The sequence below is a fragment of the Burkholderia sp. 10_S31 genome (genome assembly GCF_056930375.1).
On the sequence record NZ_JBXOWK010000002.1, the window covers coordinates 182,400 to 206,709 of the forward strand.

The window sequence follows — 24,310 nt, forward strand, 5'->3', positions numbered from 1 at the left end:
AGCGATGAAATTCGCCGGCAGCCTCCTGAAGCTTTTCGCCGCGATGCGTGCGTCCGATCCGCGCCCGCGTAATCGGACTGCCGCGCTGCCGGCGCCGCTCATCGTCGCGCTCGAGCCGCGCATCGTCTACGACGGGTCGGTTGCCGCGATGGGCGCCGTTGCCGTTGCGGCCGCGCATCCGGCCGGCGCCGACGCGCACGCCGCCAATGCGTCGCCCGACGCGGCATCGGCGGCCGGTGCACAAGGCGGCGCTCGCGCCGCCGACAGCGCGGCTCCATCGCACGCGGCGCACGGCGACACGCCGGCCGCGGTGGCCGGCACGGGCGCCATCCACACGACCGAGTCGGCCGCGATGCGCGCGGTGCACGGGCTTGCGGAAGTCGGGGGGCAGCCGACGGACCATCAGGTGGTGTTCGTCAACTCGAACGTCACCGACTATCAAACGCTCGTCGCGGGGCTGCCGCCGGGCACGCAAGTCGTCGTGCTCGATGCGACGAAGGACGGGCTCGCGCAAATCGAGCAGTATCTGCAGGCGCACCCCGGCATGAGCGCGATCCATCTCGTCTCGCACGGGTCGGATGGCGAAGTGCAGATCGGCAGCACCTGGCTCGACCAGGCCGATCTGTCGGCCTACGGTGCGCAGTTCGCGCAAATCGGCGCGGCGATGAAGCCGGGCGGCGACTTTCTGATTTACGGATGCGACGTGGCGCAGAATGCGGACGGCAAGGCATTCGTGCAGCAGATCGCCACGTTGACCGGATTGAACGTGGCGGCGTCGACCGACGTCACGGGTGCGGCGTCGCTTGGTGGCAACTGGACACTCGAGTACGACGTCGGCGAGGTGCATACCGGTGTGGTCTTCTCGACATCGGCGGAGCAGAACTTCGATCACGTGTTATCCGTCTTTGACGAGACGTATGACAGTCAGGTCGGATTCGACACCGGCGCGACGGCTGTCGCGTCCACCACGCTCGATGGTCTCGTCTATACGGGCGATCAGTCGGTCGAGTATTCCGTCGTCAATGGGTCGCTTCCCGCTAGCGGTTCTGGCGGCGAGTTCATCGTGAACGTGCAGGGCACGCAGATGTCGTCGCTGACGATCCAGCGGCAAGACGGCGCATTGATGGCGGTACAGAGCTTCGACATCGATGTCTTCCTGAGCTCGAAAGTGACGGTCCAAGGATTCGACTCGTCCGGCAACATTCTCGGCAGCGTCGTGCTCGATATTGCCAACAATGGCAACAACTCCGTGTTTCACGTCGACTTGTCCGGAAATGCGGCGTTCTCCCAGGTCAAGAGCATCAAGCTGGTGGAGTCGAGCAACGACGGCGGTTTCCTGTCGCCGACGCTCGACAACTTCGCTTACCTCGCGCCGTCGTCACCGCCGACGCTTACCGCCACGGGCGGCGCCACGTCGTTCGTGGCCGGCGACAACACGGCGTCGACGCCGGTGGCCGTCGACACGGGGATCACGCTGACCGACGGTAATTCGACTACGGCGGTGAGCGCTACCGTGGCGATCACGGGGAACCTGCACACCACCGAAGACACACTTGGCTTCACGAATACGAGCGCTGCCACGTACGGCAACATTTCGTCGACGTACAACGCGCTCACCGGCGTGCTGACGCTGACTTCGTCGGGCGGCACGGCGAGCATTGCGCAATGGCAGGCCGCGCTGCGCGCGGTCACGTACACCGATACGGCCGTGACGCCCAATGCCGCCACGCGAACCGTCAGCTTCGAGATCACGAGCGACGGCCATACGTCGGGCAACACCGTGACGAAGGCGATTTCGGTGACCGACACCGACCAGACGCCAATCGTTGCATCGACCGGCGGCACGGCGACCTATCGCTCGGGCACCGCGGCCGTGACGATCGATGGCGGTATTTCGGTGAGCGACCGCGACAACACGACGCAAGCGTCGGGCACGGTATCGGTATCGGGTGGCTTCCACAGTGGCGACACGCTCGGCTTCACGAACACCGACTCGGCACTGTTCGGCAATATCGTTGCATCGTACAACGCAGCGACGGGCGTCATGACGCTCACGTCGGCAGGTGCTACCGCCACCGATACGCAGTGGGCCAACGCGTTGTCGGCGGTCACGTTCTCGAGTACGAGCACGACGCTCGGCAATCGCACGATCTCGTTCGCGACAAGCGACGGCTCGAAAACGAGCGTCGCCGCGACTGACACGGTCAGCGTCGTGAGTTCGGCGCAAGTCACGACAGATTCTGGATCGGCGGCATTCGTCGCTGGGGACAACGTGCTGTCGACGCCGGTGCCGATCGATTCGGGCCTGACGGTGACCGACGCCGCTACCGGCACGCTCGCGTCCGCGACGGTGGCCATCACGGGCGGATTCCACAGCGGCGAGGACGTTCTGTCTTTCGTCAATGACGGTGCGACGATGGGCAACATCACCGCGTCGTATAACGCGGCTACGGGTGTACTGACGCTGACATCCGCGAGTGCGTCGGCGACGCTCGCCCAATGGCAGGCCGCGCTGCGGTCGGTCACGTATACCGACACGCTGGTGACGCCAGACGCGACGACGCGCACGGTCAGCTTTACCGTGGTCGACAGCGCGAGCAACACGAGCAATACGGCCACGCGCACCGTGACGGTGACGGACACGGACCAGACGCCGATCGTCACGACGACGGGCGGTACGACGAGCTACGTGGGCAACGCGCCGGCCGTAACGATCGACGGCGGCATTTCAGTCAGCGATCTCGACAACACGACGCAATCGTTCGGAACCGTGTCGGTGACGGCCGGATTCCACAGCGGGGACGTGCTGAGCTTCGTGAACACGAGCTCGGCGCTGTTCGGCAATATCGTTGCATCGTACAACTCGGCAACGGGCGTGATGACGCTCGTTTCATCGGGCGCGACGGCCACCGACGTGCAGTGGGAGAACGCACTGTCGGCGGTGGCGTTTTCGAGCACGAGCACGACGTATGGCAACCGGACGATTTCATTCTCGACGAACGATGGCGTGAAGACGAGCACCGTGGCGACCGATACGATCACGATGACCGCGCCGCCGACGATCACGACTGATGCGGGCTCGGCTTCGTTCGTGGCGGGAGACAACACGGCATCGATACCGGTGGCGGTCGATTCGGGCCTGTCGGTGACCGACGGCAGTGCTACCACGCTGGCGTCGGCAACGGTTGCGATCACCGGTAACTTTCACAGCGGCGAAGACGTGCTGGCGTTCGCCAACGATGGCTCGACGATGGGCAACATCACCGCGTCGTACAACGCATCGACGGGTGTGTTGACGCTATCCTCGGCCGGCGCGACGGCGACGCTCGCCCAGTGGCAGGCCGCGCTGCAATCGGTAACGTACACCGATACTGCCGTCACGCCGAACCCCGCAACGCGCACGGTCAGCTTCACGGCGCTCGACGGTGCAGGCAATGCGAGCGCCACGGCCGCGCGCACGATCACGGTCACGGACACCGACCAGACGCCAATCGTTACGTCGACGAGCGGCACGACGAACTACGTCGGCGGGACGTCGGCCGTGACGATCGACGGCGGCATGTCGGTCAGCGATCTCGACAACACGACGCAATCGTTCGGAACCGTGTCGGTGACGGCTGGCTTCCACAGCGGCGACACGCTGACGTTCATTAACTCGAACTCGACGACCTACGGCAACATCGTCGGTTCGTACAACGCCGCGACCGGCGTGCTGACCCTCACGTCGTCCGGCGACACCGCCTCTGATGCGCAATGGGCCAATGCACTGAGTGCAGTGACGTTCTCGGCGAGCTCGAGCGCGCCGCCGGGCAACCGCACGATTGCGTTCACGACCAACGACGGCATCAAGACGAGTGCGGCGGCGCTGGATACCGTAAGCGTGCTCGGCCCGCCGACGATTACCGCCGATTCCGGCTCGGCATCGTTCGTGGAGGCCGACAACACGGTGTCGACGCCGGTGGCGGTCGACCCGGGCATCGGGCTGAGCGACGGGGTCTCGGCGACACTGGCATCGGCCACGGTCGCGATCACGGGCAGCTTCCACAGCGCGGAGGACGTGCTCGCGTTCGTCAATACGAACTCGACGACGTACGGGAACATCACCGCGTCCTACAACGCGGCAACCGGCGTGCTGACGCTGAGTTCGGCCGGCGCAACGGCCACGCTCGCACAATGGCAGAGCGCGCTTCAGTCCGTGACATACACGGATACCGCGGTCACGCCGAACACGGCGACGCGCACGATCAGCTTCACGGCAGTCGACACGGGCAGCTATACGAGCAATACGGCGGTGCGTACGGTCACGGTCACCGCAACGGATCAATCGCCGGTGCTGGCGACCACGGGCGGGACCAGCTACGTGGGCGGCACGTCTGCCGTGACGATCGACGGCGGGATGTCGGTGAGCGACCTCGACAATTCGACGCAGTCGGCGGGGACGGTATCGATCTCCGGAGGCTTCCACAGCGGCGACACGCTCGGTTTCACGAACACGAGCGCGACGCTGTTCGGCAACATCGTCGCATCGTATGACGCGGCGACGGGCGTGCTGACGATGACGTCCGCCGGGGCAGTCGCTTCGAACGCGCAGTGGTCGCGTGCGCTATCTGCCGTGACTTACTCGAGTACGAGCACGGTGTACGGCAATCGCACGATTACGATTGCGGTGAGCGACGGTACCAAGACCAGCGCCGCGGCAACCGATACGGTGGCCATGACGGCGCCGCCGCAGATCACGACCGATGCGGGCTCGGCCGCGTTCGTGGAAGGGGACAATACGGCGTCCACGCCGGTGGCGATCGATCCGGGCCTGACGCTGAGCGACGGGAGCAGCGCCACGCTGGCGTCGGCAACGGTTGCGATCACCGGCAGCTTCCACAGTGGCGAAGACGTGCTGGCGTTCGTCAACGACGGTTCGACGATGGGCAACATCGTGGGCGCGTACAACGCGACGACGGGCGTACTGACGCTGAGTTCGGCCGGCGCGACAGCCACGCTCGCACAATGGCAGAGCGCGCTGCAGGCGGTCGCGTACACCGACACGGCTGTCATCCCGAACACGGCGACGCGTACCGTCGGCTTCACCGTTATCGACGGCGGCGGCAATACCAGCGCCACGGCGACGCGCACGGTGACGGTGACGGCGACCGACCAGACGCCGATCGTGACGTCGACAGGCGGCACGACGAATTACGTCGGCGGGACGTCTGCCGTGACGATCGACGGCGGCATGTCGGTCAGCGACCTCGACAACACGACGCAATCGTTCGGAACCGTGTCCGTGACGGCAGGTTTCCACAGCGGCGATACGCTGACGTTCGTCAATACGAATTCGTCCACCTACGGCAACATCGTCGGTTCTTATAACTCGGCGACGGGCGTGCTCACACTCACATCGTCGGGCGCGACTGCAACCGATGCGCAATGGGCGAGTGCCTTGAGTGCCGTGACGTTTTCGACGAGCGCCAGCGCCGTACCGGGTAACCGCACGATCGCCTTCACCACCAGCGACGGCACGAAGACGAGCGTCGCCGCGACCGATACCGTCGCCGTGATCGGGCCGCCGCACATCACGACCGATCCCGGCTCGGCCTCGTTCGTCGCGGGAGACAACACGGCATCGACGCCCGTGACGATCGATCCGGGGCTGGTCCTGACGGACTCCGGGGCACCGACGCTGGCGTCGGCCACCGTCGCGATCACCGGCAACTTCCATGCCGGTGAAGACGTGCTGTCGTTCACGAACGACAGCGCGACGATGGGTAACATCAGTGCGTCCTACGATGCGGCGACGGGCGTGCTGACGCTGACGTCGGCGGGATCGACGGCGACGCTCGCGCAGTGGCAGAGTGCATTGGCCTCGGTGACGTACACCGACACCGTGGTCACGCCGAACGCCGCGACCCGCACGATTGCCTTCACGGCCGTCGATACTGGCGCCATCGCGAGCAATACGGCAACGCGCACGGTGACCGTGACCGATACCGATCAGACGCCGATCGTGACGATGCCCGGCGGCACTGCGTCGTACGTGGCCGGTGCGTCGGCGACGATCGTGAATTCGGGCGTGAGCGTGACCGATCTCGACAATTCGACGCAGTCGTCCGCCACGGTCGCGATTACGGGTGGTTTCCGTTCGGGCGAGGACGTGCTGGCGTTGACGAACGGCGACGCAGGCGCGTTCGGCAACATTTCCGCGTCGTACGACGCGGCCACTGGCGCGTTGACTCTTTCCTCCGCAGGCGCGACGGCGACCGACGCGCAGTGGGCACGCGCATTGTCGAACGTGACGTTCGCGACCAGCGGCACGCACTTCGGAGATCGTACGATCGCGTTCCAGACGAACGACGGTACGAAGACGAGTGCATCGGCAAGTACCACCGTTACCGTGATGGACCGGCCACACGTCGACACCGGCGCGGGTTCCGCTTCCTTCGTCGCCGGCGACAATGCTCCGTCGGTGCCCGTCGCGGTGTCTCCCGGCCTTGCGTTGAGCGACGGCAGCAGCGCGGTGCTGAGGTCGGCGACGGTAGCGCTCACGGGCGGCTTTCATCCGGGCGAAGACGTGCTCGCATTCCGCAACGACGGTGCGACGATGGGCAACATTACGGCCAGCTATGACGCGGGCACGGGCGTACTGACGCTGACGTCCGCCGGCAGTACGGCGACGCTCGCGCAGTGGCAGGCGGCGCTCGCATCGGTCACCTATACCGACACGGCGGTTACGCCGGACGCCACGACACGCGTCGTCAGCTTCACGGTGACCGACGGCAACGGCACGGCCAGCGATGTACAAACGCGCAGCGTGACGGTGGCCGATACCGATCAGACACCGCGCCTGAGCGTCGACGGCAATGCGACCTATGTCGCGCAGGCATTCAATCCGGTGCCGGTGGCGGTCGCGCCACAGGTCGCGCTGAGCGATCGCGACGACACCACGCTGGCGTCGGCCCAGGTATCGATTGGCAGTGGTTTCGATGCGGCGCACGATACGCTGTCGTTTACCGCCAGCGCGGCGACGGGAGATATCGGCGCGCGCTACGACGCGGCCACCGGGGTGCTGACGCTCACCTCCGCCAGCGGCAAGGCGACGCTCGCGCAATGGACCACCGCGCTGCAATCGGTCAAGTATGCGGATTCCGCGCTCAACGCGGCGGGCAGCCGCACGGTCACGTTCACTGTGAGTGACGGCATGAAGACCAGCGCCCCCGCTTCGACCACGGTGACGATCGTCACGGGGCCGTCGGGCGGTGTACCAAACGTGCGCGAGCAGCCGACGATCATCGCGTCGCCCGGCCCGGCATCGCCTGCCGCGTTCGCGGGTTCGGACAACACCGCGCCGCCGGACGTGCTGCAGGAGCTTGAAGAGCCGCCCCGGATCGGATCGGTGCCGGTGGTACCGACCATCACGTTCCAGGATCCGGCGGCGCCGCGAGACGCGTACCTGATCAATCGCACCACGGTGTCGCGCTTCGATTTCGCAGCGCTCGACGCGGCCCTTGCCGCGACGCCGCTTGACGCACCGCTGCCGTTGCCCGACATGTCGTTCTCGATCGCGACGGACGAACCGTTCTCGATCGACGTGGCGACGCTGCTGCCGCTGTCGGAGGCGATGCACGGCGGCGCGCAAGTCACGGTACGGCTCGCAGACGGTCGTTCGCTGCCGGGCTGGATCCGCTACGACGCAGCCAATGGCGTGTTGCGCGGCAAGTTGCCGCCCGGCACGCAGGAGGTGCACGTTTTTATCCAGACGCGCGACGCGTCCGGCCATGCGACCCGCCGCGAGATCGTGCTGGCTCCCCATGCGCACAGTGACGCGCATCGCGCCGCTCACCCGGCCGGGCCCGGACCTGCTGCCGGGGAGATGGCCGGGCCGACGACCGCTGTGGCACGGCCGGCCGGCAAGCTGTCGCTCGATCAGCAGTTTGCGCAGGCGCGTGCCGCGTTGCATGTGCCGCATCCCGGCGACGCGGTGCGTCGCCTATGAATTCCCGTCATGCGCCGATAACCATGAGATCACAAACGTCCGTTGCCGAAGCGATGCCGTTGTCCGTCCTTGCTTCGCGTGCCGTGCCCGGCCGCCGTTCGACGCGCCTGCCGCGCTTGTCGCTGATCGCCGTCTCGGCAGCCGTGGTCTGGCTGTCGGGCTGCGCGGTTCACCCGACACCGTTTACGGACGCGGAGCGCGTGCAGACCGTGCGTGAGGACCGCGCCGCGATGTTCGCGAATCAGCCGCCGCTGGCCGGCCCCGTCACGCTGCAGGAGGCCTTGGCGCGCGCGATCCGCTACAACCTCGACCATCGGCTGAAAATGATGGAAGAGGCGCTCGCGGAAAAGCAGCTCGATCTCGCGAACTTCGAGATGTTGCCGCGCCTGACCGCCCAGGCCGGCTACACGACGCGCAATCATCCGCTCGCATCGTCGTCGCAGGGGCTCTTCACGAACACGCAGGTCGTGCCGCCGTCGTACTCGACGGACAAGAACGATCGCACGGCCGATCTGTCGTTCTCGTGGAACCTGCTCGATTTCGGCGTCAGCTACTTCGAGGCGAAAGAGCAGGCCGATCGCGTACTCGTCGTCGAGCAGCGCCGGCGCAAGGTGGTGCAACTGATGATGCAGCAGGTGCGCGAGGCGTACTGGCAGGCCGTTGGCGCGCAGCGTATGGCGTCGCGCGTCGGCCCGCTGCTTGCACAGGCCGGACAGGCGCTCGACGCGTCGCGCCAGTCGCAGCTCGAAGGCTTGCGCTCGCCGCTCGATACGCTCGCCTATCAGCATGCGCTGCTCGACATCATGCGCCAGCTCGAAGCCGTGCGCGACCAGCTCGACGAAGCCAAGCCGCGCCTCGCGTCGCTGATGAACATCGCGCCCGGTACCGATTTCCTGCTCGCGCCGCCCGGAAGTTTCACGGTGCCGAGCTTTGACATGCCGATGGCGCGCATGGAAGAGACGGCGCTCGAACGGCGTCCGGAACTCGTCGAGGCAAGCTACAACGAACGCATCAGCGTCAACGAGACGCACAAGGCGATCGCCAAGCTGCTGCCGGGCATCGAGCTGCAACTGGGTGCGCATTACGACAGCAACAGCTTCCTCGTCTATCACGCGTGGCGCGCGGCCGGCATCAACGTGAGCTGGAACCTGCTGAACGTGCTCAATGCGAAGAACATTCGCGGTGCGGCCAAGGCGCAGCTCGACGTCGCACATGCGCAGCGCCTCGCACTGTCGATGGCCGTGCTGACGCAAGTGCACGTCGCGCGCGCGGAGCTGAGCGCGAGACAGCGCCAGTTCGATCTGTTCAAGCAGATCAACGACGTGGACGACCAGATTCTGCAGCACACGCACAATGCGACGATCGCGAACGCGCAAGGCAGGCTCGAGGAGATTCGCGCCGCGACCTCCGCGATGATGTCGGAACTGCGGCTGTATCAGAGCTACGGCGAACTCGAAAGCGCATACGGCCAGCTGCTTGCGACGCTCGGGCTCGATCCCGTGCCGTCCTTTGCGCGCGATGCGGATTTGAAATCGATCGAGCAATCGATCGATACCGAGCAAGCGCGTTGGGCGCAATTCGGCCACGCGGACGGAGTAACGACGCAATGAATCGATGGTGCAGGGCAGGGCTATGCAGTGCCATCCTGATGGTGGCCGCTCATGGCGCTTGGGCGGCCGGGGCGCCGGGCGGTGCGGGTGCGCAGCGTGCCGTGGCAGCACCGGGCGCACTCCACGGTGTGCCGGCGGTGGTGCCATCCGTGGCGCACGCCGACGACGACGGCCGGATTCGCGTTCAGCTCGTCGCACGCGATCAGGTCGATATCTCGAGCGAGATCAGTGCGAAGATCGCATCGCTGCCGTTTCGCGACGGCGATGCATTCCGCGCGGGGCAGACGCTCGTCTCGCTCGATTGCGCTCTCTACGCGGCGCAACTGCGCAAGGCGCAAGCAGAGGCGGAAGCAGCGGGGCAACTGAAGCGCGTCAACGACCGGCTGCTGGAGCTGCATTCGATCGGGGCGGTCGACGTCGAGCAGGCCAACGCGAAGGCGAAAGCCGGGGCGGCCGAGGTCGCGTACATGCGGGCAACGGTGGGCAAGTGCAGGATCACCGCGCCGTTCGACGGACGGGTGGTCAAGCGCAGCGCGTCGGCTCAGCAGTTCGCCGAGCCCGGCAAGCCGATTCTCACCATCGTCGACACCGGCCATCTGGAACTCAAGATGATCGTGCCGTCGAGATGGCTCGCGTGGCTCAAGCCGGACCATCCGTTGAGTGTCTCCGTCGACGAGGTCGGCAAGACGTATCCGGCCACGGTCGCCCGAATCGGCGCGCGCGTCGATCCCGTCACGCAGACGGTCGATGTAACGGCCGCGCTGTCCGGCCGCCTGCCCGAGCTGCTGCCGGGCATGAGTGGCTGGGCGCGGTTCGCCGGCGCTGCCCGCTAGTCGCACGATGAACGCCCCGCTGCAGGTCGATGCGAATGCGATCGCCGTTCTCTGGCAGTTGTCCGCCCGCGCGCGCGAGGCGCCGAGCGAGGAGACGCTCGGCTTCGTCATGGTCAATGAATCGCTGTCGCTGGTGCCGTATCGCCAGGCGGCCTGGTGGCGGGCGCCGGGGCCCGTGCCGGGTGCGGTCGCGGCGGTGTCGGGCTTGCCGCAAAGCGATCCAGGCACGCCGTACGTGCAATGGCTCGGTGAAGTCTGTCGCGTGCTTGAACGCCAGTCGCGGCAAGCGGGGGCGCCAGCGCACCCTCCGAGCTCGGCTGTCATCGGCGGAGAGGCCGGTGCGTCTGCGTTGCCGCATGCATTCGACGCAAGCAGCCTGCCGGCGACGCTCGCGGCCGACTGGGCTGCCTGGTGGCCGTCGCACGCACTGTGGGTGCCGCTCGTCGATCGGGCCGGCCGTTCGTTGGGCGGTGTCGTGCTTGCGCGCGAGCAGCCATGGACGCCGATCGAGCAAGCGCTGCTCGCGGAACTTGCCCGTGTCTGGGGCCATGCGCTTGCTGCGTTTTCGCCGAGCGCATCATGGCTCGAACGCACGCAACTCGCGCTGCGCGCCGGCAAGCATCGGCGCCGCGCGCTCGCGGCTGTCGCCGTCGCGCTGGTCGTGCCGGTTCCGTTGACGGTCCTTGCACCTGCCGAAGTCACGCCGAAGGATCCGTTCGTCGTGCGTGCCCCGCTGGACGGCGTCATCGATCATCTGTTTGCGCAGCCGAATCAACGGGTCGCCGCAGGGGCGCCATTGTTCGCGCTCGATTCGACGGCGCTCGCATCGCGTTATGCGCTCGCGAACAAGAACTACGCGACGGCGCAGGAGGAGTACCGCCAGACCGCCCAGCTCGCGGTGACCGATGACAAGGACCGGCTCGACATGGCATTGCGCAAGGGCAAACTGGACCAGAGCGCGGTCGAGCTCGACTACACGGCGCGCGAACTCGCGCGCGTGAGCGTGACTGCGGCGCGCGCCGGCGTGGCAGTGTTCTCGGATCCGAACGACTGGAACGGGAAGGCGGTGTCGATCGGCGAAAAAGTGATGTTGCTCGCCGATCCCGCGCACGTCGAACTCACTGCGTATGTGCCCGTCGCCGACAACGTCGATGTTGTGCCGGGCGCGACCGTGACCCTTTATCCGAAGAGTTCGCCGCTCGATGCGTACGATGCGCGCATCGATACCGTGGCCTACCGCGCCGAGCCGACGCCGGATGGCGTCGTCGCCTACCGTGTGAAGGCGACGTTCGCGGGTACGGCGAAGCCGCCGCTCGGCATGATGGGCACTGCGCGCATTCATGGTCGCTGGGTGCCGCTTGCCTATTACCTGCTGCGCCGGCCGCTCGCGACGGCGCGGCAGTGGCTCGGCTGGTAGTCCGCGCATGGCCGCCGCTTTCACCGGACCTGGCGCATCGACGTCACGTCTCCCGTCTCTTCGCCAGGAGCTGACCCTGACGCACGGCGCCCCCACGCCGGGCGGCGCGCCGACCTGGATGCTGCACGACCCGGCGGCCAACCGGTTCTTTCAGATCGGCTGGCCGGCGTTCGAAATGCTCTCACGTTGGCCGCTGGGCGGCCCGATGGCGATCGTCGCGTCGGTCAACGCGGAAACGACGCTGCGCGTGACGATGGACGATTTCGAATCGCTCGTGCGCACGCTGCATCATCAGCACCTGTTCGTCGCGTCGAGCGCGGCCGATACGGGCCGGCTTGCGGGCGCGGCGGCCGCGAGCCGGCTGTCGCATGCGATGTGGCTGCTCAAGCATTACCTGATGATCCGCGTACCGCTGTGGCGGCCGATGCCGTTCCTGCGGCGCTTCGCCCGCCATGCGGACATCGCGTACCGGCCGGCGTTCTGGGGCGTGGTCGCGCTCGTGGCGCTCACTGGCCTGTTGCTGGTGTCGCGCCGCTGGGACGAGTTCGTTCATACGTTCCACGGCTACGCCGACCTGCGCGGACTCGTCGCGATCGGAATCACGATCGGCTGTGCCAAGGTTCTGCACGAGTTCGGACATGCGTTTACCGCCTATCGCTACGGCTGCCGCGTGCCGACGATGGGGATCGCGTTGCTCGTGATGGTGCCGGTGCTCTATACCGATACGACCGAAGCGTGGAAAGTACCGGGCCGCGCCGAGCGATTGCGAATCGGCGCGGCCGGCATGCTGACCGAACTGGTGCTCGCCGCGTTCGCGACGCTGGCCTGGAGCGTGCTGCCCGACGGGCCGCTGCGCGCAGGCGCGTTTCTGCTGGCGACGACGACCTGGATCGGCACGCTGACGATCAACGCCAGCCCGTTCATGCGCTTCGATGGCTATTTCCTGCTCTCGGACTGGCTCGACATGCCGAACCTGCACGATCGCGCGTTCGCGTTCGGTCGCTGGTGGATGCGCGAGCGGCTGTTCGGTTTCGGCGATCCGCAGCCCGAGCCGTGTGCGCCGCGCCGCCGCCGGTTCCTGATCGCGTTCGCGTTTGCGACGTGGCTTTACCGGCTCGTCGTGTTTTTCTCGATCGCGCTCGTCGTCTATCATACGTTCTTCAAAGCGCTCGGGTTGGTCCTGTTCGGTGTCGAGTTTGGCTGGTTCATCGCGCGGCCGATCGTACGCGAAGGCGTTGCTTGCTGGCGCCGTCGTTCGGCGCTCCGGTGGTGCCGAGCGACCCGGCGCGCCGCCGCCGTCGGTGCGGCGGTGCTCGGGCTGCTGGTGCTGCCGTGGTACGGCGGGATCGGCGCCCCCGCCGTGGTCGGCCCGCTGCGCGCGCAGGGACTCTACGTACCCGAGGCCGCCTATGTGACGGCCGATGCGCCGATTGCCCGCGATGGCCAGCACGTGCGCGCGGGCGACGTGCTGGCCGTGTTTGCGTCGCCCGACCTTGCGCATCGGCTGCAGGCGGCACGGGTTGCCGATGCGCTGCTGCGCTGGCAGCTCGAGCAGCAGCCGTTCGACTCGCGGCTGCTCGAACAGGGCGTCGCGTTAAAGCGCCGCTCGGACGCGGCGCATGAAACCGTTGCCGGGCTCGCGGCACAAGTTGCGCAATTGACGCTGCGCGCGCCGTTCGACGGCGTCGTGCAAACCGACGACACACTTGCGCCGGGCACCTGGCTGCCGCGCGGCGAGCATGCGTTCGACGTCGTCGGACCGGCCGGCGTGAAGGGCGAAGCATTCGTCAGCGAAGAGGATGCGGCGCGGATCTCGGCCGGCGATCGCGTCAGCTTCGTCGCATCGTTACCCGAGTTCGGCGCGCTGGACTGCCGGGTCAGTGCGATCGATCGCGTCAATGTCGCCACGCTCGACGCGCCGGCACTTGCGAGCGTCTACGGTGGTCCGCTGCCCGTGCAGCTTCAGCCGGGCACGCATCAGCTCGTGCCGCTCGCGGCGACCTATCGCGTGCGGATTGGCGATTGTCCGGCAAGCGTAGCGTGGCCGCGCGAGATCGTCGGCACAGCGACGATCGGCGGCGCGCGGCAAAGCTTCGCATGGCGCATGCTCGCGTGGCTGACGTCGGTGTTTGTGCGCGAGAGCGGCGCATAGGCATTGCGACGCCGGGAGTCGCGCGGTACCCCGGGGCGGCAGAGACTACCGGCATCGCGTCGGCTGTCGCAGTCGATCGATGTGCTCCATTCGCTCTTCGTACTCCCAATCCTTCCTTGCGGCCGGTCGACGGTTCAGCCTGTCATGTGTTCCCCCACCCCACGCCCCCGGCGTGCCGATTCGCGACATTGGCGCCGGAACGATCTTTTCCTGCCCGCGCAATGCTCCGGTGACCGTGCAGGGCATCGAAATGAAAACGTAATATTTTAGAATAAGTGCCGTGACCGGATACCGAATGAATAACAATCGACCGAATTGTTGCCAAAGTTGCCAAAGTTGCCGAGATTGCCTTGTTATATTGTTGATGTTCAAGGATGGATGCATTGTATTGGTAGCATAAGTTATTGATTTTTATAAGATAACTTCGTTTTTGTGCGGCCGCTTAATATTAATGTAAATGCAAGAAAATCACCTGCTGCCAATTGCCTTGAGCGATTGGAGAATTATCTTGTCGATCTCGCAAACGTATCCTATTGTCTTCAATGCAGAGAAAATAACGGCGTTTATTTCATAAACAAACGAAACGGAGCGAAGAGACCATGTCGACCAACAAGGCCACCCCCAGTCAGGCACTTCTCACCCTCGCGAAGAGTTTCAAGCTGGATGTCGAGAGACTTTCGCGTGGAGAAACCGTTGCGGCGACGATCGTCGTTTCCACGCCGCAGGAAATGAAAAAACTTCTCGCAATTCCGACGACGCCGGACACGTACGATCTGGTCGCAAAGACAATGGCGTTAAATGGAGAGGCACCCGATTCGTACGAAGCGGGACTGAAGCATTTCTCTGCCTATGCGTGTGGCGTGTCGAATCTCGATACGTCGATCGGGAGTGCCTTTTTCAAGAAAAGATTCCCGATGGAAATCCGGATGGTGGCGTCGTCGCAAATCGAACTGACGAGCGACTACGTCGTGAACCCGGGCTCGCCGCCGGTCTACATCGCGTGCGACGAATTGATTTTCAACGGCGGATCGTACGTGATACAGAGCACGAACTTTACGCTCTGGGTCACTTCGCAGTTGACGATCGAGTCGTCGGGCTCAAGGCCGTATCACATTGGTATCCTCGGCTCGCCCGGCGGCCCGGGTTCGAACGGGGCGAACGGTGGCACGCAATCGCAGGCGCCTAACGGTCAGAATTCGTCGCCGGCGTCCCCGGGGGTCTGCACCGGATCGGGCAGCGGCGGCAACGGTACGGTCGGCAACACCGGGTACAACGGCGGCGCGGGCGGAAACGGAATGAACGGTGTCGCGAGCGTCGTCGCAAACATCAACATTGCGAACTTCGCTTCGCCGCAGGCGCCGCTGGTCGTGTTCGGCATGTCCGGCACCGGTGGCAATGGCGGGAGTGGCGGCAATGGCGGCACGGGCCAGCAGGGCGGCAACGGTGGAAACGGCTGCAATGCCGGATGCGAGGGCACCAACGGTGGCAATGGCGCCAACGGCGGAGCAGGCGGCAATGGCGGAAATGGCGCTAATGGCGGAAACGGCGTCAACGGCGGAGCGATCTATCTGAACCTGAATCCGTCGCAACAGTCCGCGAATTTCTACACGTACATGAGCCAGCAAGCGGCACCCGGACAAGGCGGCGCGGGCGGCGCGGCGGGGCAGGGCGGCGCGGGTGGAACGGGCGGCAGCGGCGGTCACAGCAGTTCCGATGGCACCAACGGCAATACCGGTGCATCGGGCAATACAGGCGCGAACGGTGCGTCCGGCGCCGCATATGGCACGCCGCCGCAACTCATGGTCGCCAGCTACAAGGCCCCGTCGAACAGCGAGCTGCAGCTCGAGGTTCGTTCATGACCCCGGAGATCCACGCACAGGAGTTGAGATACTCGCTGAACGGGAACGGTTATGTTTGCCTCAAGGTCTTCGTCGTCAAGCGGATCTCGACCATCAATCTGAAAACGCAGCCGGTCTATCTGATCAAGACCGTGCTCAAGGTGTCCATCTACAACACTCAGGATTTCAACATCAATCCCGGGCCGGTGACGTCGTACATGAATTACCCGGCCATGTTCAGCTTTACCAAGTCGTTGACGTGCAGCGTATCGTCGCAGTCGGCCAACTTCAAGCTGCTGAACTATTCGCCGATCACCGTGAATTCGTCGATCACGACGTCCCGCAGCGATGTGACGGACAGTACACAGACGAACTCATCGCAACAGTCGGTCGGCTCGAGTGCGTCGCAGACCAACTCGTTCGGCGTCGACGTGCAGGCGGGCTGGATGATGGAGTCGCCGCTGCTGTCGATCGGCTTGAGCTACGACCACGCGTACACGTCGGCGAACAGTCAGGAGCGCACCACTGCGTCGGGCAACAGTGCTTCGCAGCAGAACGGTGTCGCGGATTCGTACAGCATCAAGGACTGGGGAATCTACGCGAATGTCAATCGCGAAAACCTCCAGACGACCTGGGTATGCGCGCAGGAATACCCGTGGGACATCCTCCAGTATCGCAGCGCCGACGGCACCGGCAACATCGGTCTGCCGCAGCCGATCGTCGACCGGATGCTGGTCGGCGAATGCGTGCTGCCGCCGTCGCAGCTTTCGCAGTTCGGCACCGACTTCACGTTCACCGCCGACTGGAGCTTCATGCCATCGGAGTTCAACGTCGACGTCGCCACACCTCTGCTGTCATTCGATATCGATACGGCTTACGTGCTCGGTTCGCATCAACGCACCGGGGATGCACCGCCGTACTCGCTCGCGGCATCGCTCGGGCAATCGACCACGAACTCCAATTCGCTGGCGCTTACATGGTGGCAACTCGAATGTCTCGCGCTGGATGCGATCGTGCCGGGCCGCAACGACGCGAGCGCGAATTTCGACAAACTGCCGGCATCGCGCTTTCCCGCGGACGGTTCGGTGCCGCTGGTCGTGATGTCGCCGACCAATACGCTGCTGTGTGTCGCGCCCGGTTTCAGCCCCGGAATGATCGTCGACGTCGCGAAGAACGACGCGACGTACACGCTGGCGTTCAAGGTCGTCGAAACGGTCGGTGAAATCACCCTCTATCTGAAACACTGGAAGCTGGACTCGACCGGCCTGGTGGTGAATATTGCCGTCAACGGTGCCGTGCTGCCGGTGCAGTACGTCGACGCGGTACAGGGCGCGGGCGGGATGGCAAACCGTACGGACATCACGCTGCGGTCGACCGATTACATGGCGGAGGATTTCAGCGACTATCTGGTGGTCGGGCTGAATACCGTGGTGGTGACCGTATCGGCGAGCGACGCGGGACCGCCGGCGGACACGGCGCGTTATTGCCTCGCGGCCGTCGTCGTGTCCTGAACGTGCCGCACTCCTATGGAAAATCGCTGAAGCGGTATTCCGCCAAGGAGCGCGTCGCAAAGACGGCTCTGGCGATTCGTACCGTTCGTTCGGCAATCAAGAAACCGGGCAGCGGCAGCATCCTGTCAAAGACACGTGTGCTGAAGGCGCACGATCCGAAGCGCAAGATCGCCAAGCTCGAGGACTATATGAAGGCGGGAATGAAAAAGACCTTTCCCGTCGTTTACCGAGGCATCTGGGACGCGCAGGATGAAATCGTTCGCACGTCGTTGATTACGGACCTGCTGGTCGGACTCGAAAAGGCGGGACTGAGCAAAGGGGAAATGGCGCGGCTCAAAACGGCAATCGACGGGTTTTCCAGCATCCGGCTTCCGACGCGCTGGTCCGGCTTCAAGCTGAAGGGCGGTGATACGGTGCTGGGATTCAGTGAAATGCAGCATCCGACGTCTGCCGGCAAGGGCATATGGATACCGTCGAAGTCCAGCTTCTCGAAGGCGCATACCGCGCTTGACGAAGCGCGTGTGAAGGCGGCACTCGACGCGATCAACACCTTCGTCGTGAAGGATAAGAACGGTGCCGTCACGCTGGCGTCGGGGGTCGCGATCGAGGACATCGTGAAGGCCGCGCTCATCGCGGCCGGCACATTTACGTTGAACTACTTTACAGCGCCCGCGCTCGCGAGCAACGTCGACGCCACCGCTTCCGGGAAAGTGAAGAAAGCGCAGACTCAAGCCCGTGAATTCATGAAGGATCAACTCGAGAGCATCGGTGCGAAGCGCGCTACCGGGTCGACCAGTATCGTGATTCCGAAGCTGAACCTTCCGACACGCGAGTGGAAGCCAGATGCACTGAACCCCGGAGAGGTCAGTCCGCGACGAGGATCTCCGATCAGTCTGTCGGTGGCAGAGCTCAGTTGGGCGGTCGAATAGTAACCGCGCCGAGGCACGTGCACGGTACTTCCCGACCGGCTTGAACAACTATGTATGCACCCGGATCTGGATGCGAACCATGGAACGCGTAGTCATCACCGGCATTGGACTCGTCTCTTGCCTCGGGCAAGACCTGGATACCGTCGCCACGGCATTGCGCGAAGGGCGCAGTGGCGTGGTGCGCGACCCGGAGCGCGAGGCGCTCGGTTTTCAGTGCGCGCTCACGGGGGCAATCACGGGGTTCGATCCGGCAGAGAGGCTGAGCCGCAAGGATCGACGGGGGATGGCAGAGCCCGCGCTGTACGGTGCGGTAGCCGCGCTGCGGGCGCTCGACGATGCGGCACTATCGCGCGACGCGCTGCGTCGACCGGAAGCCGGTGTAATCGTCGGAAACGACTCCAGTGCGGATGCGGTGCGCCGCGCGTGCGATGACACGCGCAGCGTGGGCACGACACGTCTGCTCGGCTCGTCGGCGGTGGTCGAGGCGATGAACTCGTCCGCGAGCATGTGTCTGTCGGTTCTGCTCGGTACCGGGGGCGCGTGCTGGACCGTGTCCGGTGCGTGCGCATCCGGTGCTCATGCAATCGGCCAGGCCAGCATGTTGATCGAAAGCGGCCGACAGGACATCGTCGTGGTCGGTGGCGTGCAGGAACTGAACTGGGCCGGGATGTGCGCATTCGACGGACTGGGTGCATTTTCAACATGGAGCGGCGAGCCGGCACAGGCATCGCGGCCGTTTTCCGCGAATCGCGACGGGCTCGTGCCGAGCGGCGGCGGTGCGATGTTGGTGCTGGAGTCGTTGCGACATGCGCAGGCACGCTCGGCCCGCGTGCGCGCGATGCTGCGTTCGTACGCGTTCTCGTCCGATGGCCGGCATCTGACGCTGCCGGACGGAGAGGGCGCGCGGCGCTGCATGCGCGACGCGCTGAGATACGCGAACTTCGCACCGGCAGACATCGACTACGTGAATGCGCATGCAACTTCGACGCCGTCCGGAGACGTTGCCGAAGCCGCGGCGATTCTCGACGTGTTCGGCGACGCGCGGCCGCCGGTATCGTCGACGAAGGGAATGACCGGGCATGAGTGCTGGATGGCCGGTGCATCGGAGGTCGCATATAGCCTGCTGATGGCTGAGCACGGATTCATCGCCGCGAACGCGAATCTCGGCGAACCGGATCCTGCGTGCGCGGAACTCGATCTCGTACGGCACGCACGCGATGCACGCGTGCGGACGATCATGTCGAACTCGTTCGGATTCGGCGGGACGAATGCAAGTCTTATTCTGGAGACCAAATCATGGTGACGAATCCCGTCGAAATTCAGGCCATCATTCAACGCGTCCTGGTCGATGTGTTCGAGTTGAACGTGGACGTGATCGTGCCGGAAGCTCGCCTGAAAGAAGATCTCGATCTCGACAGCCTGGATGCCATCGATCTCGGCGTGGCAATCGAGGAAGGGCTGGGCGTTAAACTCAATCAGTCCGCTTTGGCGCCATTGCGCACGGTCGGAGAAATTCAGGCGTATTTGATTCGTTCATTGACCTGACGCTTGCCGTGGCGCGCGGTGATCGAACGTGAGGCGCCGCACGCGTCGCCGAGCGAGTGGGCCACGTGCAAACGAGACCGTTCGGGATGTTGCATGAAGTTCGCTGTCAGCTTTATGTCTGAGGCGAGGTCATGTTCGCCAAAGCCTACCGATTCGATCGGGATTTTTGATGATGTTGTCCATCGGCCGCCTTGATCGACCTCGACATACGCGCTGCCCGTCCGGAGCAGCAGCGCGTCGGCGAGCGCAGCGACACGAGGGCGATTGAATTCGCGTCGTGCCGCCCGATAAGGCGGCATTCTTCGCGCACGAGAACCTGCACATTTTCGAAACGCATGACCCGGCGAGAATCGGGGCATTGTTCGCTGACCCTTACTCCGGGCTCTGAACGCTCCACACCAATAACGCCCGCTCTCCGCTACCGAGGATCCGTGGCATACGAGCAGGCTGCTGCTCAACTTTACGACCACCGCGGGCGTGTTCACGCTCGCCGTAACGGGTCAGACGCAGGAGGGCGGCTCCGACTCGCCGCGCATCCTGACCGATGAGCAGATTGATATCTGCCACGAGAATCTCGAGGGCATCGCGATGTACGTTGCCGTGCGACGCTCGAGGCTCGGCCTCAACCTGAAGTTGCAAAGCGCGTATGTGTCCGGTCAAGTATTTCGCTTACTGCATGGGACCGGCCGGGCGAGGTAACCCTTTCCGGTTACAAGCCGGTGGGTTAACCATACCGAACGTCATGCGCGGGCGTGCTCCATCGCTCAGAACGTGTCGCGTCTGCTTTTTAGTGTTCGGACTGCGGTAGGGGAAGTTTCGTTTTAGGGGCCACAGCGGAAAGCCTTGCGGGCATTGGCTCAGGTCACAGGCACAATTCAAAGTTAAATGAAATGTGACCCCTGCCCGCCGCAAAATTTTGCACAATGGCGACAGCGCGGCGTTGCTGCCGCCATTCGCCTCCCCGGCAACCCGGCCTTCCGGCCCGCAGGGGCGGCCAGATCGAACCTTCGAAACCGACCCGAGCCCCTACCGACGTGCCGCCGCCGACCGCCATGGACCACCCGAAACGCATCCTGATCGTCGAAGACGACGCCGACATCGCCGACGTGTTGAGCCTGCACCTGCGCGACGAGCGCTACGAAGTCGTGCACAGCGCCGACGGCACGGAAGGACTGCGCCTGCTCGAACAGGGCAACTGGGACGCGCTGATCCTCGACCTGATGCTGCCCGGCGTCGACGGCCTGGAAATCTGCCGGCGCGCACGCGCGATGGCGCGCTACACGCCGATCATCATCACGAGCGCGCGTTCGAGCGAGGTGCACCGGATCCTCGGCCTCGAACTCGGCGCCGACGACTACCTGGCGAAACCGTTCTCGGTGCTCGAACTTGTCGCGCGGGTCAAGGCGCTGCTGCGGCGCGTCGACGCGCTCGCGCGCGATTCGCGGATCGACGCGGGCACGCTCGACGTCGCCGGGCTGTCGATCGACCCGATCGCGCGGGAGGCGAGCGTCGACGGCACGCGCATCGACCTCACGCCGCGCGAGTTCGACCTGCTGTATTTCTTCGCGCGGCATCCGGGCAAGGTGTTCTCGCGGATGGACCTGCTGAACGCCGTGTGGGGCTACCGCCACGAAGGCTACGAGCACACGGTGAACACCCACATCAACCGGCTGCGCGCGAAGATCGAGGCCGATCCGGCCGAGCCCGTGCGGATTCTCACCGTGTGGGGACGCGGCTACAAGCTCGCCGCGCCGGACCAGCGGGACACCTGATGAAACTGACCCTCACCCAGCGGCTGTCGTGCGTGTTCGCGGTGCTGCTGCTCGCGTGCTCGGGCGCGTCGGCATGGCTGCAGATCCGTGCGAACGACATGCGCGAAAAGGAAGTCGTTCAGGGCCTGTCGCGCGATCTCGCCGCGCACATCGCGAGCAGCGCGCCGCTGATGGACGCGAACGGGCTGCGTCCGGATGCCGTGCGCACGCTGTTCGGCCAGCTGATGGGCGTGAACCCGAGCGTCGAGGTGTACCTGCTCGACAACGCGGGGCGTATCAAGGGCGACGACGCGCCGCCCGGCCACGTGAAGCGTGACCGCGTCGACCTTGCGCCGGTGCAGCGCTTCATCGCGGGCGAGCCGCTGCCGATCCTCGGCGACGATCCGCGCAGCCCCGACGCGCGCAAGGTGTTCAGCGCGGCGCCGCTGCAGCGCGCCGGGCAGCCGCCGTCGGGCTACATCTACGTGGTGCTGCTCGGCGAAGCGCACGACCGGCTCGCCGCGCGCGTCGACGCCGGCAACGTGCTGCGCACGACGCTATGGTCGATGGCGGTGGTCGCGCTGCTGGGCCTGCTCGCGGGCCTGACCGCGTTCAGCTTCATCACGCGCCCGCTGCGCCGGCTGACCGACGCGATGCGCCGCTTCGACGCGAACGGCGCGCCGGACACGCAGCCGCCGGTGCCGCGCTCGCCGCCCGGGCGGCGCGGCGACGACATCGCGGTGCTCGAATCCGCGTTCGCGCAGATGGCCGACCGGATCGGCGACCAGTGGCGCGCGCTGACGCGCCAGGACCAGCAGCGGCGCGAACTGATCACGAACATCTCGCACGACCTGCGCACGCCGCTGACGTCGCTGCACGGCTATCTGGAAACGCTGTCGCTGAAGTCCGATACGCTCGCCGAGACCGAGCGCCGCCGCTACCTGTCGATCGCACTCGCGCAGAGCACGAAGGTCGGCCGGCTCGCGCAGGCGCTGTTCGAACTCGCGCGGCTCGAATCGGGCGGCGTGCAGGCCGAGCGCGAGCCGTTCTCGCTCGTCGATCTCGTGCAGGACATCTTCCAGAAGTTCGAGCTGGCCGCGCAGTCGCGCGGCATCGCGCTGCATGCGCGGATCCCGCCGCGCGTGCCGGTCGTGTCGGCCGATCTCGGGATGATCGAGCGCGTGCTGACCAACCTCCTCGACAACGCATTGCGGCACACGCCGCAGCACGGCGAAGTCGAAGTGGCGCTGACGCCGCAGGACGATCGCGTGGTGGTGACCGTGTCGGATACCGGCGAAGGGATTCCGCCAGCGCGGCGCGAAGGGCTGTTCCAGCGGCCGCAGCGGCCGATGAGCGGCGGCGCGGCGACGAGCGGCGGGCTCGGGCTGCTGATCGTGCACCGGATGCTGGCGCTCAACGGCAGCGCAATCCGGCTCGTCGATCGGGACGGGCGCGGTGCGGTGTTCGAGTTTGCGCTGCCGGTCGCGCATCCGGCGCCCGGCGAAACGCGCTGAAACCGGCGACGAAGCGCTGGCGCGCGCTTACCCGCCGCGCTTGCGCCGCACGTCGCTCGGTGTCGTGCCGGTCCAGCGCTTGAACGCGTGGCGGAACCCGACCGCATCGCTGAAGCCGAGCGTCAGCGCGATGTCCTCGGTGCTGAGCGTCGTGGTGCTCAGGTAATCGATCGCGAGCGCCTTGCGCACGCTCGTCAGCAACTCGCTGTACGACGTGCCTTCGGCGTCGAGCTTGCGGCGCAGCGTACGCGACGTCATGCACAGCGTGTCGGCGATCGCGTCGATGTCCGGAAACTGCCCGGGCGTGCGCGTGAGTTCCTGGTATACGCGCCGCGTGACGCCGGCCTGGCTGCGCAATTCGTCGAGCAGGCGCGCGCAGTGCGACGACACCTGCGCGGCGGTGATCGGGTTCGCGAGTTGCGGCGCGCGCGTGAGCCACGCGGCCGGGTAGCTCAGCACATGGTGCGGCTGGTCGAACGCGATCGGGCATTCGAGCGCGTCGGCGAGCTGCGCCGCGTGCGCCGGCTGAGGCTGCGCGAACTGCGCGCGGGCCGGCACGCACCATGCACCCATCACGTCCTTGATGATCGTCACGTGCAGCGCGAACTGCATGTCGATCAGGAAGCGATACAGCGGCAGGTCCGGCTCGGGCAGCGCGGCTTCGTGCGGATCCGGGAACAGCCACGACGCGGTGTCGCCCTGTTCGACCCAGCGGATCGCGAGCATGCCGTTCGCGAGCTGGTGATATTTGACGGCCGAATCGAACGCACGCGCGAGCGATTCCGAGCACAGCATCGCGTAGCCGTACATGCCGTAGCTCGACGCGTGCAGCCGACGGCCGACGCGCACGCCGAGATCGGTGCCGTCGTAGCGGTCGATCGCATTGCGCGCGGCGGTCAGGAACTGCAGCGACGACGTGAGCGTGAACGGATCGGCGACGGCGTCCGGCGACAGGCCGGTGCCGTCGAGCACGGCGGCCGGGTCGAGGCCGAGTTCCTGGGTGACGCTGACGAGCACGGCCAGCTTGGCCGGCGAGAAGCGCTTCTCGCGCGACGCGTGGGCGGGCAGGGCGTCCGGCAGCGAGGCGGTGCCGGTGGCCGTCGGTTTCAAGAGCGCACTGCGCGGCATGGCGGGTTCTGCGTCCGATTCGATATCGTTCCGGTGCGCGATTCTGCGCCGGAACGCGCTGCGGCGCCATAGGGTTCACCCTGATGAGCATGAGC

The 24,310-nt window shown here is 65.6% G+C and carries 15 protein-coding genes; 13 read left to right on the forward strand and 2 right to left on the reverse strand.

Translation table 11 applies throughout. The features are described from left to right. Positions 1 to 4: 4 nt before the first annotated feature. The 10 genes from AC1Z3W_RS15460 to AC1Z3W_RS15505 all read left to right on the forward strand — a co-directional run bounded on the left by AC1Z3W_RS15460 (position 5) and on the right by AC1Z3W_RS15505 (position 19,822). Positions 5 to 7,987: a DUF4347 domain-containing protein gene (locus AC1Z3W_RS15460; protein ID WP_483507917.1), complete on the forward strand. Its 7,983-nt coding sequence runs from the start codon at positions 5 to 7 to the stop codon at positions 7,985 to 7,987. A 53-nt stretch (positions 7,988 to 8,040) separates the two neighbouring features. Then, positions 8,041 to 9,597 (forward strand): TolC family protein, encoded by a 1,557-nt coding sequence (locus AC1Z3W_RS15465; protein ID WP_057927679.1) that lies wholly within the window; start codon positions 8,041 to 8,043, stop codon positions 9,595 to 9,597. A gap of 149 nt (positions 9,598 to 9,746) precedes the next feature. Beyond that, positions 9,747 to 10,430, forward strand: coding sequence for an efflux RND transporter periplasmic adaptor subunit (locus AC1Z3W_RS15470; protein ID WP_483507918.1), 684 nt, complete (start codon positions 9,747 to 9,749; stop codon positions 10,428 to 10,430). Between the two features lie 7 nt (positions 10,431 to 10,437). Then, positions 10,438 to 11,847, forward strand: a complete 1,410-nt coding sequence (locus AC1Z3W_RS15475) for an efflux RND transporter periplasmic adaptor subunit (RefSeq protein ID WP_483507919.1) — start codon at positions 10,438 to 10,440, stop codon at positions 11,845 to 11,847. Between the two features lie 7 nt (positions 11,848 to 11,854). Further along, positions 11,855 to 13,999: a site-2 protease family protein gene (locus AC1Z3W_RS15480; protein WP_483507920.1), complete on the forward strand. Its 2,145-nt coding sequence runs from the start codon at positions 11,855 to 11,857 to the stop codon at positions 13,997 to 13,999. Between the two features lie 599 nt (positions 14,000 to 14,598). Continuing rightward, positions 14,599 to 15,858, forward strand: coding sequence for a hypothetical protein (locus AC1Z3W_RS15485; protein ID WP_483507921.1), 1,260 nt, complete (start codon positions 14,599 to 14,601; stop codon positions 15,856 to 15,858). Then, positions 15,855 to 17,348 (forward strand): hypothetical protein, encoded by a 1,494-nt coding sequence (locus AC1Z3W_RS15490; RefSeq protein ID WP_483507922.1) that lies wholly within the window; start codon positions 15,855 to 15,857, stop codon positions 17,346 to 17,348. Before AC1Z3W_RS15485 ends, AC1Z3W_RS15490 begins: the two co-directional genes overlap by 4 nt. Positions 17,349 to 17,350: 2 nt before the next feature. Then, entirely contained in the window at positions 17,351 to 18,277 is a 927-nt protein-coding gene (locus AC1Z3W_RS15495) for a hypothetical protein (RefSeq protein WP_057927683.1), read from the forward strand. Positions 18,278 to 18,356: 79 nt separating this feature from the next. Continuing rightward, positions 18,357 to 19,580 (forward strand): beta-ketoacyl-[acyl-carrier-protein] synthase family protein, encoded by a 1,224-nt coding sequence (locus AC1Z3W_RS15500; protein ID WP_063791555.1) that lies wholly within the window; start codon positions 18,357 to 18,359, stop codon positions 19,578 to 19,580. Then, positions 19,574 to 19,822 carry an acyl carrier protein gene (locus tag AC1Z3W_RS15505; RefSeq protein ID WP_057927685.1) on the forward strand — a complete coding sequence of 83 codons (249 nt, stop codon included), beginning with the start codon at positions 19,574 to 19,576 and terminating at the stop codon, positions 19,820 to 19,822. Before AC1Z3W_RS15500 ends, AC1Z3W_RS15505 begins: the two co-directional genes overlap by 7 nt. On the opposite strand, the gene AC1Z3W_RS15510 is transcribed toward AC1Z3W_RS15505, so the two are convergent. After that, positions 19,792 to 20,121, reverse strand: coding sequence for a hypothetical protein (locus AC1Z3W_RS15510; protein ID WP_483507923.1), 330 nt, complete (start codon positions 20,119 to 20,121; stop codon positions 19,792 to 19,794). The two genes, AC1Z3W_RS15505 and AC1Z3W_RS15510, sit on opposite strands and share 31 nt — an antisense overlap. Before the next feature lie 178 nt (positions 20,122 to 20,299). On the opposite strand from AC1Z3W_RS15510, the gene AC1Z3W_RS15515 reads away from it, so the two are divergent. The 3 genes from AC1Z3W_RS15515 (at position 20,300) to AC1Z3W_RS15525 (ending at position 23,087) form a co-directional block, all read left to right on the forward strand. Further along, positions 20,300 to 20,521, forward strand: a complete 222-nt coding sequence (locus AC1Z3W_RS15515) for a hypothetical protein (protein WP_483507924.1) — start codon at positions 20,300 to 20,302, stop codon at positions 20,519 to 20,521. A gap of 353 nt (positions 20,522 to 20,874) precedes the next feature. Continuing rightward, a complete protein-coding gene (locus AC1Z3W_RS15520; protein ID WP_057927783.1) occupies positions 20,875 to 21,594 on the forward strand; it encodes a response regulator transcription factor in 720 nt (239 codons plus the stop codon). Beyond that, a complete protein-coding gene (locus tag AC1Z3W_RS15525) occupies positions 21,594 to 23,087 on the forward strand; it encodes a sensor histidine kinase (protein WP_483507925.1) in 1,494 nt (497 codons plus the stop codon). Before AC1Z3W_RS15520 ends, AC1Z3W_RS15525 begins: the two co-directional genes overlap by 1 nt. Before the next feature lie 27 nt (positions 23,088 to 23,114). On the opposite strand, the gene AC1Z3W_RS15530 is transcribed toward AC1Z3W_RS15525, so the two are convergent. After that, positions 23,115 to 24,215: an AraC family transcriptional regulator gene (locus tag AC1Z3W_RS15530; RefSeq protein WP_057927688.1), complete on the reverse strand. Its 1,101-nt coding sequence runs from the start codon at positions 24,213 to 24,215 to the stop codon at positions 23,115 to 23,117. Positions 24,216 to 24,310 lie beyond the last annotated feature (95 nt).